Source organism: Prosthecobacter algae, from assembly GCF_039542385.1.
Taxonomy (GTDB): Bacteria; Verrucomicrobiota; Verrucomicrobiia; order Verrucomicrobiales; family Verrucomicrobiaceae; genus Prosthecobacter; species Prosthecobacter algae.
Genome location: NZ_BAABIA010000014.1, coordinates 21,699 through 37,565, shown reverse-complemented (window position 1 = coordinate 37,565; position 15,867 = coordinate 21,699). Strand labels below are relative to the sequence as shown.

The 15,867-nt window shown below is 62.7% G+C and carries 2 protein-coding genes; both read left to right on the top strand.

Translation table 11 applies throughout. From position 1 onward, the window contains the following. The first annotated feature begins 29 nt into the window (after positions 1 to 29). The gene (locus ABEB25_RS23425) at positions 30 to 5,453 is read left to right on the top strand and encodes an MBG domain-containing protein (protein WP_345738887.1); all 5,424 of its coding nucleotides are present in this window, start codon (positions 30 to 32) and stop codon (positions 5,451 to 5,453) included. A gap of 213 nt (positions 5,454 to 5,666) precedes the next feature. Beyond that, positions 5,667 to 15,860 carry a choice-of-anchor Q domain-containing protein gene (locus ABEB25_RS23420; RefSeq protein ID WP_345738886.1) on the top strand — a complete coding sequence of 3,398 codons (10,194 nt, stop codon included), beginning with the start codon at positions 5,667 to 5,669 and terminating at the stop codon, positions 15,858 to 15,860. The last annotated feature ends 7 nt before the right edge of the window (positions 15,861 to 15,867 follow it).

The following is a 15,867-nucleotide window of genomic DNA, read 5'->3' as shown; positions in this document are numbered from 1 at the left end:
TGGGGGTGGTAATTAGGAGGCTTCTTTTCATGCCTGCTTTCCCCCCTGTTTCGCGTTGGTTGTGTGCGTCGGTGCTGCTGTGTTCCCTGTGGGGAGGTCCTTTGATGTCTTCGGCGGCGGTGATTGTCGCCAGTCCTGCATCGTCCACGCCGGTCTTTGGCAGCACGGTGGCGCTGACGGCGAATGTGACGGCGGAGCCTGGGGCGGCCTACGTCTGGGAACGTGATGGCGTGGAGATCATCAATGGGGGCCGCTACTCCGGCGCGACGACGGCCAGCCTGGTGATCGCCCACGCGAATGGGGCGGACAGTGGCAGCTACCAGCTCACCGTGACGGATGAAGCGGGTGCCGCCAGCACGGTGCCAGCCGTGGTGACGGTGAACCAGAACGACTCTGCGCTGGATGCGAATGCGGGAGTGACGGTGACTGGCCCTACCCAGGCCGTTCTGCCGCTGCCGGATGGGCGGGTGTTGCTGGCGTCTAACCATGCCTCAGGCACAGGTGGCACACAGGTCACGGGACAAAATTTGGTGGTGATACAGGTGGATGGGCGGGTGACTGCCTTGCCTGCCGGAGCCTTCAATGGGCTTGTTTACAACCTTCATCTCAAGGCCGATGGCAAGATCCTGGTGCAGGGGATTTTTAGCCGATTGGGGGGAGTGCCAAAGGCGGGCATCGCGCAGTTGAATGCCGACCTGACTTTGGATACGGGCTTTGTGGGCCCGGCGAATTTGTCCTCAGACGCAAGTACGGCCATCAGTTCTGATGCGGCGGGTAACAGCTACGTCCGAGGAGTGACTGACAGTGGACTCGGCCGCTTGCTGCCCAGTGGGGCCAGGGATGCGACTTTTGAGGGGCAGCAGGACCTCAGTGTGCGCGGGATGGTGCGCCAGCAAAATGGCCGGGTGGTGGTGGTCGGAAAGTTCGGCCTCAGCAATGGCTCGCAGTTTACTAACAGCGTGCGGTATCTGCGGTCGGGAGTGAAGGACAACAGCTACACGCCGCTGGCGGGTGAATCATCCGGCCTGGCGATCGATGCCGAAGACCGTCTCTTCAGCATCGATACGGCGATGCAGCCGTCTAATTTTAATTACCTTCTTCGCCGGTGGGGAAAGGCGGGTGGCTTTGAGCCTGGGTACACGCGCTCTTTTTATCGAGAGACAGGCCTGGACACCTACAACGGCATGGCCCTCTGGGTGCAGCCGGATGGCAAGCTGGTGATCGCTGGAGCGGGAGTGTTGTATCGCACGAAGCCTTCGGGCCTTCCAGACAGCACCTTTGCATCCGGCATTGGTTTTAACAATGAGGTAACTGACCTGAAGCAAGATGCCCGTGGGCGGCTGTGGGTGACGGGTTCATTCACCCATCTCAATGAAGCGGCGTTGCAGTCGCTGGCTGTTCTGCAAGGGATGGCGTCTTCGTTGGCCTTTACCTTTCAGCCACAGAGCCAGGATGTCATGCCGGCGGCAGATGTGAAACTGCAAGCTGCGGTGACGGCCAACAATGGCTACACGCTGCGCTGGCATAAGGACGGTGTGGCGCTGGAAGATGGGCCGTGGCTGAGCGGCTGCACGACCCCTGTGCTGACAGTCCGTAACATGGCGGCGGAGGATGCCGGGGACTACACCCTGGTGGCCAGCAGCCCTGGGGGCAGCCTCACCAGCAAGCCCGCGTCGCTTTATCTCATCGGCTCCCCGGACCTCACGATGGAGCCAGTGAGCCAGACGGTGGATGTGGGGGCTGACTTCAGCCTGCAGGTGGCGGCGAGTGAGCCGATTGGCCTGCTCTACGAATGGTATCACCGGGGTGAACCGCTGACGGATGACGACAGGATCAGCGGGGCCAATTCGGCGACGCTGCGCATCTACCCGATGGGTACCATCCACGCGGGCGAGTATTATGTGAAGGTGACCAATATCCATGGTGAGGTCACCAGCAGCACGGCGCTGGTGACGGTGCGAAACATCCCCGCGAATCTCGCGCTGGTGCCACAGCCGAGTTTTAACGGGGCAGTGAATGACATCGAACTGCTGGCCGATGGGACCTACTTGGTCGGGGGAGATTTTACCTCTGTGACGGTGAATGGTGAGACCACAGGACAAAAATACATTTGCCGTATCCTGGCAGATGGGACGGTGGATCCAGATTTCCGGCCGCTACTGGATAATGGGGTGTCCGCCATCGCGGTGGATGATATGGGGTTCATCTTTCTGGCTGGCAGCTTTACCCGGGTGACCCCGGAAGGGTCGGATGTTTATTTTCCGCGCCTGCGGGTGTGCCGATTTTTATCGGACTTCACCTTCGATGAGTCCTTCGATACGGTGGCCGGGCCTAACAACACCGTCACTACCCTGGCCCCGGTGGGGGATGGCTCGGTCTTCATCGGCGGCAGCTTCACCCAGATCGGCGGGGTGAATGTGGCGGCGGTGCGCTATGCGGCCCGGCTGGAGTCTGATGGCTCCCGCGACAGCAGCTTTGTCTCGCGTGCGGATGGCCCGGTCGAGGTGATGAAACTGCGCAGCGACGGCAAGCTCTACATCGGCGGGACGATGACCAACTGGGAGCGCGGTGCCGGAGAGAAGGCCACCCGGCTGGTGCTGGTGCAGCCGACGGGGCAAAGGATCAAGACCTTCCGGCACACCTATGATGGCGGGACGATCAATACGATCCAAGCGCTGCACATCACCCGCGATGGGCATGTGATCGTGGGGCAGCAGGGAATCTTTGATGGGGAGACGGGAAAGCAGATCACGCCGGGCGTGACGTCCAAGTTTGTCCATGACCTTGCCGAGGTGCCGCAGGCCGAAGATGTGGACCCTGTGTATGTGTATGCGGGTGCAGACGGGCTGCTGCTGCGGGGGACGGTGCCGCTGCTGCAGAATGGGACTTTTCGCACCCTGGAAGTGGATGCCTTTGGTCGCGTCTATGTGGGGGGCAGCTTCATTGTGCCGGGCCAAGTGGGCCTGCGCACTTTTGCGATTTTAAACGGTGGGGTGAACCGGACGGTGGCGGGCATTCAGGCTTATGTGCCTAACTATTCTCAAGTTTGGAGACGCTTCACCTTTGGGAATGGGTATGACGGCAAGTGGAATGGGCAGCCGCGGGTGGGCACCATCCATGCGGATTTCAGCTCCGGCCTGCCTGCCAGCTATGAGATCCTCAGCGGACCAGCCACTGTTTCCGGCGACCAGATCACGGTGACGGCTGCGGGGGAGATCGTCATCCAGGTTTCGCAGCCGGGATCGGCGGAGTATGCGCCGGCAGAACCCGTGATTTATAACCTGACGGTGGCCAAGGGTGAGCAGCCGATCCTCTGGGGGCAAATGCTAGATCGTCCGAAAGACAGTGGGCCGGTGGTTTTGTCCACCTGGACGGCCTCCAACCTGCCCGTGAGCTTTACGGTGCTGTCCGGCCCGGCGAGCGTGAGCGGGAATGTGCTGACGCTGAGCGGGCAGCCTGGGCTGGTGGAGATCCAGGCCACGCAGGCCGGGGATGCGAACTGGAATGCGGCCACGCCAGTGATCCGCCGGTTCCGAGTCACGGAAGATGCGGTCGTTCCGGTGGCTCAAAAGATCGCCTTTACGCTGCCGACGAAAGCGTATCAAAGCGAGGTGCTGGAACTGCTGGCAGCGGCGAGTTCTGACCTGCCTGTCACCCTGGCGGTGGACTCTGGCCCGGCGACCCTGGCGGGCGGCCAACTGAGCTTCACCGGCACCGGGGTGGTGAAGGTGCGCGCCACGCAGGCGGGCAATGCCAGTGTGCGGGCAGCGGTGCCTGTGGTGCGGACGCTGACAGTGGTGGCCGACCCTGCGGCGCTGACGCTGATCAACCTGCTGCAAACCTATGACGGAACGCCCAAGGCCATCGGCACGGTGGGCGGCACGGGTGTGCCTGTGATCACCTACAAGATCGGTGAGACGCTGGGCACTGAGCCACCGGTGAATGCCGGGACGTATGCGGTGGAGGCCGTGATCGGCACTGGCGCGACGGCGGTGAAAAAGAGCGGCAAGCTGGTCATCGCCAAAGCGCCGCTGATCCTCATGGTGGATAATCAGATGGAGGTCTATGGCATGGCGACCAGCGGGCGGAGTTATCAGCTTTCCGGTTTGCGGGGAGCGGACACGCGTTTCACCGCCTTGTCGAAGCAGCCTTCGCGGTACATCAGCACCCACAAGAGCAACAGCCCCAGCGGCCGCTACAGCCTGACGGTGATCGGGGCAGAGTCGCTGAACTATGCGCTGACGATCCGGCCTGGGACACTGGTTTACCACTCCTTTGCCGGAAGTTATGAGACGCTTTTGACCGGGGGAAGTCCGGCCCTGCCTGTGGGCAAGCTGGAACTCACCGTGGCGGCGACGAATCAAACTTTCACGGGCAAGCTGCACCTGGCGGGTGAGGCTGCGGCGGTGCTGCTGAAGGGCAGCCTGACGGTGAATGAGGAGACCGAGATGCTGGAGGCCAGCTTCCTGAAAATCCAGGGGGTGAACTACTACGACATCGCCTTTGCCCTGCCGATTGAGGGACCGGGCACGGCGGAGGTGGAGCTCTTTGGCGGGCCACTGGGGGCCTCTGCGAATGTGGAAAAACTGTGGGTGCCGAAGCCAGGGCAAAAGGCCGCTCATGCCGGGGCCTACACGCTGACTCTGCCCCAGGCCGATGAAGTGCTGCCGGGCGAGCCTGCGGGCGTGGGCCATGCTGTGGCGACGGTGGATGCGAAGGGCGGACTGAAGCTGGTGACGGTGCTGGCCGATGGTGCCAAGTTCACCGCGGCGCTGCCTGCGGATGGCACGGCGAACACGGGGCACCGCCTGTTTGTGCGGCCCTACAAGGCCGGGCGCACGGGCAGCTACGTGGCCGGATTGCTGAAGCTGAAGCCTCATGGAAACATCGCGCTGCGCCGGGTGGTGGAGTACACGGATGCGCAGAACCTGACGTGGGTGAAGTCGGCTGGCGAAGATGCTGGCTATCGCGCGGGCTTTGGCCCCACGGCGCTGCGGGTGGTGCTGGACCCCTGGCTGCCGCCGGTGAAAAAACCAACGGCGATTACGCTGGCTGAGCGCCTGGGACTGAATCTGGACAACCCTGAATTCGAGGTGCTGCACAGTGCCACAGGCAGTGAGTCAAACGCGGATCTTCCTCTGACGCTGCGGCTGGCAGCGAATGGGACCGTGGGCGTGGTGGCCCCGGTGACGGTGCCTGCCAATCGCACACGCTGGAAGGTGACGCTGAATGCGGCCACGGGTGCTTTCACGGGCAGCTTTGACCTGGTGGATGATGGGGAAACCCGCAAGGTGCCCTTCACCGGAATGCTGCGCCAGCCACCGGCAACGGACGGCTCACGGGTGATCGGCTATGGTACCTTCCAGATGCCTGCGCTGCGTGGGGCGGAGAGTGATGAAGTGCTATCTGGCGAGGTGCGGTTGAAGTTGCCGGAACTGGACTTGCCCGATTGAGGGGGAGGGAGGTCAAGGCGGTCAGGGCGGTCAAGCAGGTCAAGCAGGTCAAGCAGGTCAAGCAGGTCAAGCAGGTCAAGACGGCAACGTGCGAGACGGGGCGGGGGAGGTGTTTGCTTTAGCACTCGACAACGGGGACTTAGGAAGCATCCTACAAAGTCTATCTCCGGCTTGTCGGACAAAGGCGCTGCGCATCGCAAACTTTGACCCAGTATGAAAGCCGTCTTCGCTTCTTTCTCCCTCGCGTTGGTTGTTTTGATTTCGGCTTCTGCGGTCCGGGCGGATAGCTGGACCACGCAGGCTTGGACGGGCGATGCCAGCACGGGCATCGTCAATGGGGAGACGCTGTGGGCCTATCGGTTTGGTGATGTGGGGGATGCGACCGTCAATGGCGTCGCCGTGCCCGTGCTCACGACCCCTGGAGCATCCGTGGCGAATCAACTGGCCTTGAGCGGTTTCACGGACGTCATCGGTTTTTCAGACTCGAATGAACTGACTGCCCTGGGGGGCACGGCCAGCGCACGTTTGGCCACCCGTTTTGTCTATGGCGGTGTGCCCACGGAGACAGTCACGGTGCGCAGTCAGAGCCTCAACACCGGGCACACCTATGTCATGTCCTTTTACACGGTCGGCTGGGATGGCGACGGGGTGGAGGAGCGGCGGGTCAAGTTCATCTCCGGGGCGGATGAACTGAGCGTGAATCAAAATATGTTAGGCGGTAACAAGGGCCTGCGGATTGACTGCACCTTCACTGCCACCACCGGGGACCGGCCTTTTGTGATCCAGGTGGACAATGCCTTTAACCGCACGCTTCACCTGTATGCGGTGGCCCTCAAAAAAGTCGCGATCCAGACCAATCTCGTCCTGAGCAGCAGCGCGAATCCGGTGCTGCCGGGGGACCCGGTCAACTTCACGGCCTCCGTCACCCCTGTCTCAGGCGGGAGCACGGCCACAGGGTCGGTGGTGTTTAAAGATGGCAGCACCACGCTGGATACCGTGGCGCTCAATGGCAGCGGCGTGGCCACCTACGGCAGCAGCGTCCTGAGTGAGGGCAGCCATAACATCACCGCGACCTACGGTGGCAGTGCCACGCTGCATGGCAAGGTATCGCCCGTGCTGGCGCAGGTGGTCAGCAAAGGGAATACCAGCGTCACTCTGGCCTCCAGCCTCAATCCGGCGCTGCCGGGTGCATCGGTCACTTTCACTGCCACCGTGGCCGCTCTATCAGGCGGGGGCACACCCACGGGATCAGTCGTTTTTCAAGACGGCAGCACCACCCTCAGCACCGTCGCAATCAATGGCAGCGGCGTGGCCACCTACAGCAGCAGCGCTCTGGCGGAGGGTGCCCATTACATCACCGCTAGCTACGGCGGCAGCAGCCGCTACAACAGCAGTGTTTCGCCTGTCTTGACTCAGTCGATGACGGGCACCTTCACCGTCACCAGCACGGCGAGTTCCGGCGCAGGCTCCTTGGCGGAGACCTTTGCCGCTGCCGTCCCGGGCTCCTTTGTGGTGTTCCATCCCAGCCTGGCCGGGCAGGTCTTGCAGATGCCTGCCAGTGAGATCATCCTGAACAAAAACATCACGCTGGATGCCTCGGCCCTGACGGGTGGTGTGATCCTTCAGGGCAATGGCAGCAGCCGTCTCTTTTACATTCCGGCGGGCCAAGGGGTGACTTTTAAAAACCTCACCTTCACGGGTGGTGGGGGTGTGGGCACGGCGAATACCGGGCGCGGCGGCGCGGTGCTGAATGCGGGTGCACTGACGGTCATGGACTGCCAATTCACCGGCAATAGCGGGGTGATCGGTGGGGCGCTCGCCTCTGGTTACTCCACCCAGCCCTCGTCGCTGATCCTGCAGCGCTGTGTGATCTCTGGGAACACCGTGGTCGGCGGGCATGGCGGCGGGGTGGCCAATGTGGTGATCAATGGCAGCACGGCCACGGCTTCCATGGAGGACTGCACGGTCACCAACAACACCGCCACGGGCAATGCGGGTGGCGTTTACAACGTCGCCAGCAACGGCACGGCGAACATGACGGTGAAGCAGTGCACTCTCGCTCACAATTCCGCCCAATTGCACGGAGGCGGGGTGCACAACGTGGCCACCGCGACCGGGACTGCGAGTTTGATGCTGACCCATTGCACCCTCACCCGAAACACGGCCGCTTTTCAAGGCGGCGGGCTTGCACAGGAACAAACAGCACCGGGCGTCTCCACCACCTCCCTCGTCTCTTGCATCATTGCTGGAAATACGGCTCCTACGACCCGGGATGTGCGGCGGATTTCAGGCACGATGACCAGCCTGGGAACGAACCTCATCGGCACCACCACGAACAGCTTCGTGAATTGGTTAGGCACAGATCTGACGGGCAACCTTGATGCAATCCTGGATGCACGGCTGGCCCCGCTGGGCCACTACGGCGGCGTCACGCAGACCTGCCCACCACTGCTGGGCAGCCCCGCTCTGGATGCTGCGCCCACGCCTGCCTTCCTCACGGATCAGCGGGGGCAGCCTCGGCTGCGGGATGGGGATGGCAATGGCAGCGAGTTGGCAGACATCGGCGCGGTGGAGACTGTCGTCTTTCATGTGGATGTGGCGGAGGATGAACTGGAGGTGCCAGCGGGTGTGGGCGATGTCTCCCTGCGTGAGGCCCTGCGGGATGCGCCCAGCGGGGCCATCATCACCTTTGCCCCAGGCCTGGCGGGTGTGACGCTGGACCCCATCCTGGGCGCCCTTTCCTTCACCCGCTCGCTGGTGGTGGATGCGTCCAGCCTGACTGCGGGTTTTGGCATCACGCTGGGCTCCGGCAGTCATCGGCTGCTCACCGTTGCCCCAGGTGTCACGGCGAGTTTGTTTCAGGTCCACTTCACAGGTGGGGCGGCTAACGTGCCTCTGAATGGAGGCGGTATTTTCAATGAAGGGGCGCTGCACCTCACGCGCTGTTCCCTCACGGGGCTGAAGTCACTGGGGAGCGGCGGTGCCATCTCCACCAACAGCGCCCTGACCCTGCACCAGTGCATGCTATCAGAAAATAATGCCGCAGGTTCTGGCGGGGCCATCCAGATGACGGCAGGCACCCTGGCGATCACGGATTCCACCATGGCTGGCAACCTCGCCGGTGCCCATGGCGGTGCGATCCGGATGGATGCTGGGATGACGACACTGAGCCAATCCACCCTGCATGGAAATACAGGTCCGGCCACCGGCGGTGGCCTCTCCGTCTTCGGGGGGAGTGTCTCGCTCACGCATTGCACGGTGGCCGGAAACCTTAGCCCGGAGGGCTCCGGCGGCGGTCTGTACCTGATCAATGGCAGCAGCCTCAGCCTGCACAATACGATGGTCGCGGGCAATGGCAGCCTGAGTCCTGGAGCGGACCTGGACTTCCAGGGGGCGACGCTGACACGCACGGGGGCCAACCTCATCGGCAACCATGCCGGTGCCAGCGCAGACTTCCCGGCAGGTCTGCCCAATGTCAATGGCGACTACGTGGGCACGGCGGCTGCCCCCTTGGATGCGTTGCTCGGGCCTCTGGCGGATAATGGCGGCCCCACGCAGACCCGCCTGCCATTGGTGGGAAGCCCTGTCTTGGATCGAGCCACAGGCATCATCTCCGCGCTGGATCAGCGCGGCCTTTCGCGGCCTCGGGATGGCAATGGCGACTTTGTTTTTGTGGCCGACATCGGCGCGGTGGAAGCGGGGGATGCGCCCACACTGGTGGTCAATACGCTTGCGGATGAACTGGACACCCCGCCCGGAGCCAGCCTGTCCCTGCGTGAAGCCATCCGGGAGGCACCTGCGGGCACCATCATCACCTTTGCCCCGGCTCTCTCCGGCCAGACACTGGTCTTTGATTCGGTCAAAGCGCAGATGGAATTGAACAAAGCAATCACGCTGGATGCATCCACTCTGCCAGCCGGGCTCACCCTGGATGCAGGCTCAGGTGCCAATCGGCACTTCGAGATCGATGCGCTAACCAAAACCACGATCAGAAACCTCACCTTCGTGGGCGGCGGTGGGGTCGGGACGACCAACTCCGGCTATGGTGGGGCCATCCAATGCCTCGCCCCCCTCAGTCTCATAGACTGCACTTTTCATCATAACTCGGCGGTGGCGGAGGGCGGGGCTGTAGATGCCAATGTTTACCTCGTTCAGATGACCCGCTGCACGTTTTATGACAACACATCTTCGAGTGATGGCGGCGCTATTTCTGCTTTTGGCTCCCCGATGATCCTTGATCATTGCACGCTGACTCGGAACCATGCCAACGGCGGTAATGGCGGTGCGTTATCTGCCCGCAATGGCACCAAGCTGACCCTCACGCACTGCACCCTCTCTGGAAATACCTCCAACAACAGCAACGGCGGCATCGCTATCTTCATTCAGGCAGGTGACAGTCTAACTTTAAACTCGACCATCCTGGCTGGAAATCTCGGGCAGGATTTACGACTCTCCGGTTCTTCGCCAGACCTAGGGCAAATCACCCCCAGCAGCGGCGGCGGCAACGTGCTGGGCCTGGATGGTTTTTTTGCGAACTACAATCAGCCCACGGACATCCGCAATGTCACCGCCAGCCAGCTCAACCTCGCCGAACTGGGCCGCTATGGTGGTCTCACGGACACCATGCCGCCTCTGCCCAACAGTCCGGCCATCGACCGCGCCAGCGCCTCCACCGCCACCACGGACCAGCGCGGGTTTGTTTGCCCGGCGGATGGCAACTTGGATAACAACGCCGTGGCAGACAGCGGCGCGGCGGAGTCCTTCGTCGTGAGCATAAACGCCCCTGGGGACCAGCTTGACACTCCCTCCGGTGCCCAGGTCACTCTGCGCGAGGCGGTGCGGGATGCTCCTGTGGGGGCCGTGCTGACTTCGACAGACTTCGTAGGCTCGCGTCAGTTCCTTAGCAGCGGTGAGCTGATGGTGGACAAATCACTGATCCTGGCTGGCAGCAGCGCTTTGCGCATTCAGGTGGGCCACCCAGAAAGCCGTGCCATCCATGTCCTGCCGGGTGTCTGCTTCCACCTTTCACGGGTGGACTTTCAGGGGGCACCCGCGTTAAACAGCGATGGCATTGCCATCGGCTTCAGCGCTGGTTTGGGCGCGGTGGAGAATGGCAAGGGCGGGGCTATCCTGAACCAGGGCACGCTATCACTGGCGGACTGCACGCTCAGCCTGAATGGAGCCAGCCAGGGCGGTGCCATCGCCAACGGCATGGCCGCCACCCCGAGTCGGCTGACGCTGAAACGCTGCACATTGAGTGGTAACCAAGCCAGTACCCAAGGTGGAGCCATCTACAACAGCACCGCTGGTGGTGGCGCGGCCACGGTGGAACTGGAAAACTGCCTCATCTTTAGCAATGCCTCCCTCCGGCATGGCGGTGCGCTTGCTAACTCCAGTGGCAACGGCCCCGCCACCCTCGCCGCCCTGCACTGCACGGTGATGAACAACACCGCAGCCAGCAGCGGCGGCGGTTTGTATAACAATCAGGGCATGGGTGCGGCGATCACCACGCTCACTTCCACCATCGTCGCGGGCAATACCGCCCCCACCGGACCCGATGTGCAGCGCGCCTCCGGCACCTTTACGAGCAATGGCACCAACCTCATCGGCATCGGTGATGCGGGCGGTGTCACCTGGGCCGGCTCCGACCTCACAGGCACCGCTGCCAGCCCTTTGTCGCCGCAGGTCAATCTGGCGACCAACACCTTCTTTCCTCTGCCAGGCAGCCCGGTGCTGGATGCCGCTGGGGCCACCACGGTCATCCTGGACCGCAACCGCCAGCCGCGTGTGGTGGATGGCAACTTCACCGGCGGCGCACAGCCGGACATGGGGGCTGTGGAAGCCCCCGCGGTTCTGGTCACGACCGCTGCGGATGAACTGGACACTCCTGCCGGGGCCAATGTCTCCCTGCGTGAGGCCCTGCGGGATGCGGCCAGCGGCTCCATCATCCGCATCGGTGACGCCCTCAATGGCCAGACGCTGACCTTGAACCCCTCCCTGGGGCAGATGGGCAATAACGGCAACTCCCTATACCTGGATGCTGGTCATCTCGCCGCTGGTTTCACCCTCGATGCCGCAGGTGCCAGCCGGATATTCCAGTTCGCCAACGGCGCGGCCGAGGTTCGCCTGCGTGGACTTACTCTGAAAGGCGGCAAGGTCACTGGCAATGGCGGGGCCATTCTCAATGGTGCCCGTCTCAGCCTGGAAAACTGCTGGTTCACTGGCAACAGTGTCACTGGCAACGGCGGTGCGGTGTCCATGGGCACCGCAGGCGGCAACGTCGTCATGCAGGGTTGCACCTTCACGGACAACACCGCCACCTTCCGCGGTGGTGCGGTGTGCTATGAGAGCGGCTTTCTCCAGCAGCAGGTCATCCAATGTACCTTCTCCGGCAATCGCGCCGGGTCGCGCGGCGGCGGCCTGTATGACGCCGGCGTCCAGATAAAAATCAGCCAATCCACTTTCACTGGCAACGAAGCAGCGTCCTTGCGCGGCGGCGGTGTGGTCGTGGAAAATTGTCGCGACGGCGCGACGGTGGACAACTGCATCATCGCAGGCAACCGCGCGCCCGCCAGCCCGGACTTGGTGGTGGAAAACAGCACCTTCACCCGCACGGGAGCCAATGTCATCGGCGTGGAACCCGCCACTGGTACGCCTGTTCCCGCAGGATTGCCGAACACGAATGGCGACTACGTGGGCAGCGCCGCCAGTCCGCTGAATGCCCTCGTCGCTTCCGTGGGCCTCTATGGTGGTCGCACGCCCACCTGCCCACCCATGCCTGGCAGCCCGGCGCTGGACCGCGCGGTGGGAATGACTTCCATCACCGACCAGCGTGGCCTAACACGAAGTGTGGATGGCGACTTCAATGGCAGCGCCCTGCCGGACATCGGCGCAGCAGAGTCCGTGATCGTGCGCGTGGATGTGGCGGAGGATGAACTCGATGTACCCGCAGGCGCGAATGATGTCTCCCTGCGCGAGGCCCTGCGCGATGCGCCGGAAGGAGCCATCATCGGCTTTGACCCGAACCTTTCCGGGCTGACGCTGGGTGCCAGTGGGGTGCTGGTGCCGCTGCGTTCCGTCATTATCAGCGCCAGCGGCCTGGCTGCGCCGGTGACGCTGACCCCGCAGGTCGGCAGACCCATCTTTTATCTGCCGTCACAACGGTCCCTGGGGCTCTCCCATCTGAATTTGACCGGGGCTAATGTGAGCGGGGCTAATGGAGCAGCCATCGCCAGCGATGGCAGCCTCTCCCTTAGCGACTGCAGACTGACGTCAAACATCACGAACTTTGATGGCGGAGCCGTGGCCGTGAATGATGGTTCGCTCGCAATCAACCGCTGTGTTTTTTCAGGCAACCAAGCTGACAATGGAGGCGCCATCGTCCTCCTGTCCTTTGGCCCGTCAATGAATCCACGACTCACCGTGGAGGACAGCGTGTTTCTAACAAACTTATGCCCTGGCCGCGGCGGTGCCATCAGCCATTATGCGCAGGGCGGCGGTTCCTGCCAGAGCACAGTGAGGCGCAGCCTCTTCACCGGCAACCAAGCCAATGCCGGCGGGGCCGTTCATCATTGGGCGAATGGGGGGCGGTCTGAGGTCACGCTGGAGTCTTGCACCTTCCAGGCGAACCAAGTCAGCGGCGGTGGTGGAGCGGTGTTTGCCCTTTGCGGCAGCCAAGGCACAGCTACCACCACGCTGAATCAATGCACCATCCACCAAAACTCCATGGCATCCGACGGTGCGGTGGTCTCTTTGGCTGATGCGGCTGGCAGCAGCAGCCAGATGCGGCTGAACCGATGCACCCTCGCGGGAAATACCACCACAGCCAGTGGTGGAGCCGTGACGGCGCTGGGCTTTTCTGGTGCAGCCTCGTCCATCACGCTGGATGGCTGCATCATCGCGGGAAACAGCCCCGCAGGCACCTCCCCGGAAGTCACCGTGATTGGTAGCGGCACGCTCACCAGCCTGGGTAACAATTTGATCGGCCAAGCAGACGGTGGCGGAGTCACTTGGCAGGACACAGATCTCACCGGCACCACGGCTGAGCCGCTGGACCCCATGCTGGCCCCCCTGGGCGACTACGGTGGTGCCACGCAGACCCTGCCGCCGCTGCCCGGTAGCCCGGCACGCGATCCTGAAAACGGTGCCACCACGGCACCTCTCTTCCCCCTCAATGTGGACCAGCGTGGCCAGCCGCGCCTGCAAGGGGCCAGGGTGGACATCGGCGCGGTGGAAGCGGGTGCGGCGGATGCACCGGGGACTCTCGCCTTTGCTGGGCCGGTGGTGCGGGTGAGTGAAGACGCCGGCCTCGCCTCCATCCCCGTCTATCGCACGGGCGGCAGCATCGGCACTCTCACCGTGGACTATCTGACCACCCTGCTAGGCACCGATCCAGGCTTGGCCTCCTCCGCTGATTTCATCCCTGTCAGTGACACTCTTACTTTTGCCCCCGGCCAGGCCGTGGCCAACATCCAGATTCCCATTTTCCCCGATCCTTCCTTGAAGGAGCCGCATGAAAATTTCCTTCTCACACTTTCCAATGTCACCGGCGGCGGTGCCCTGGGGGCGCAGAGTAGCACGACGGTGCGCATCCTGGACACGGTGGATGCCAGTGTGCCCTCGCTGGTGCTGACAACGCCGAAAGCCAACGCCATTTTCACCGCCGCGCAGGGGCCGCAGATCGCGGTGACCGGCAGCGCCAAGGATGACAAGGGCATCCAGGCCGTGCAGGTGCAGATCAATGGGGGGGCATTTGTGGATGCGGCCCTGCTGCCCACCGTGCCGGGCATCAACCCTACCTTCTCCCTGGGCGTGACTGCCATTCCTGGTGTGAACCAACTTGTGGTTAGGTCGGTGGATGAAAGAGGGAAGGTATCCGCCCTGACGAAGCGCAGCTTCACCTACCGCGTCACCAGTGTGCTGACGGTGAATATCCCGGCTACTTTCGATGCCGAGACGAACACAAATTTGGTTAGGGGAGCTGTGGCCCTGCCTGCCTCCGTGGACAAGGCCGTGGCGAATACCTATTACGTGGGCCTGCCGATCAAGCTCACGGCCAAGGCACTTCCTGGTTATGCATTTTCTCATTGGTCCGTGAATAAGGCCGGCACGGGATGGTCGGAATTCAATTCGCATCTCCCTTCCTACACCTTCATCATGCAGCCGGGCCTGACGGTGACGGCCCAGTTCACCAAGAACTTTTTCACGCCTGAAATCACGGGCACGTACAGTGGGTTGATCCTGCCCTCGACTGTGTCTCCCGCCCCGGCAGGCACGCTGCCGGGCAATGCCAATACCGGCCTATTCACCCTCACACTCAGCAGCACTGGGGCGATGAGTGGCACGCTGAAAGTGGATGGCGCAAGCCTGCCCTTCAAGGCCCTCATGACCCATGGCGGAGCCGTTCGCTTTGGCACGGGTGCTGCAAGTAGCGACACGCTGAAAATCCTGCGCAAGGGCAAGGCGGACTTGGAACTGACGTTTGGATTGGCCAGCCGCAATCCGGCACGCATGACCGGCGTGCTGACGCAAAAGCAGGGGGCCGCCACCCTGGCCGTATCCAACTTCGTGGCCGACCGCGCTCACTACAGCGCGAAGAGCAAAGTCCCCACCGCCCTCGTCAGCGGTGCCAGCCAGCGGTTCAATCTCACCTTTCCCGCCGTGCCGCAGGGCGCGCTGACGGCGGCGGACTATCCGCCGGGAACGGGCATCGGCTCGATGATCCTTAGTTCCAGCGGCAGCGTGAAGTTTGCCGGGACCCTGGCGGACAACACGCCCTTCATCGCCAGCGCGGCCCTTTCGGCCTACCATCAGGCCCCGCTCTTTGTCTCCCTCTATGCCAACAAAGGCCATCTCGCGGGCCCGGTGACCCTCGTGCCGGTGAGCAATCCTGGTTATGACACCTTTGGGGTGAACTATCTGTGGAACCGCCCTGCGCAACTGCCTAACAAAATGCAGTGGTACCCGGACGGCTGGCCCGGCGGCATCAATCTGGACATGGTGGGGGCCCGGTACAGCGTGCCCGCCGCGAGTGAAAATACCAGCGTCATCCCGGAGCTGGGTCCCATTGATCTAACCAACAGCATCGGCAATGCCACGCTCACCTTCATGGATGGGCTGCTGGCTGCCCCGCTGATGTTCCCGGTCAACATCAGCCCGAAAAACGTCGTCACTCCGCTGCCGCTGAAGACCAAGAATTTTTCCATGAAGCTGGTGCCTGCCACGGGTGAGATCAGCGGCAGCTTCCTGCATACAGATGGCAAGCTGCCCGCCTACAAGGCCACGACTCTGCAAAAAGCTGGAGATTACCAGGGCACCTTCGGCTACTTCCTGAGTGCCCCGACCAAGCCCATCAATGGCATGGGGCAGGGCGGGGCGGTGATGCTGCTGCCGGTGGCGGGGCCTTAGTGGGATG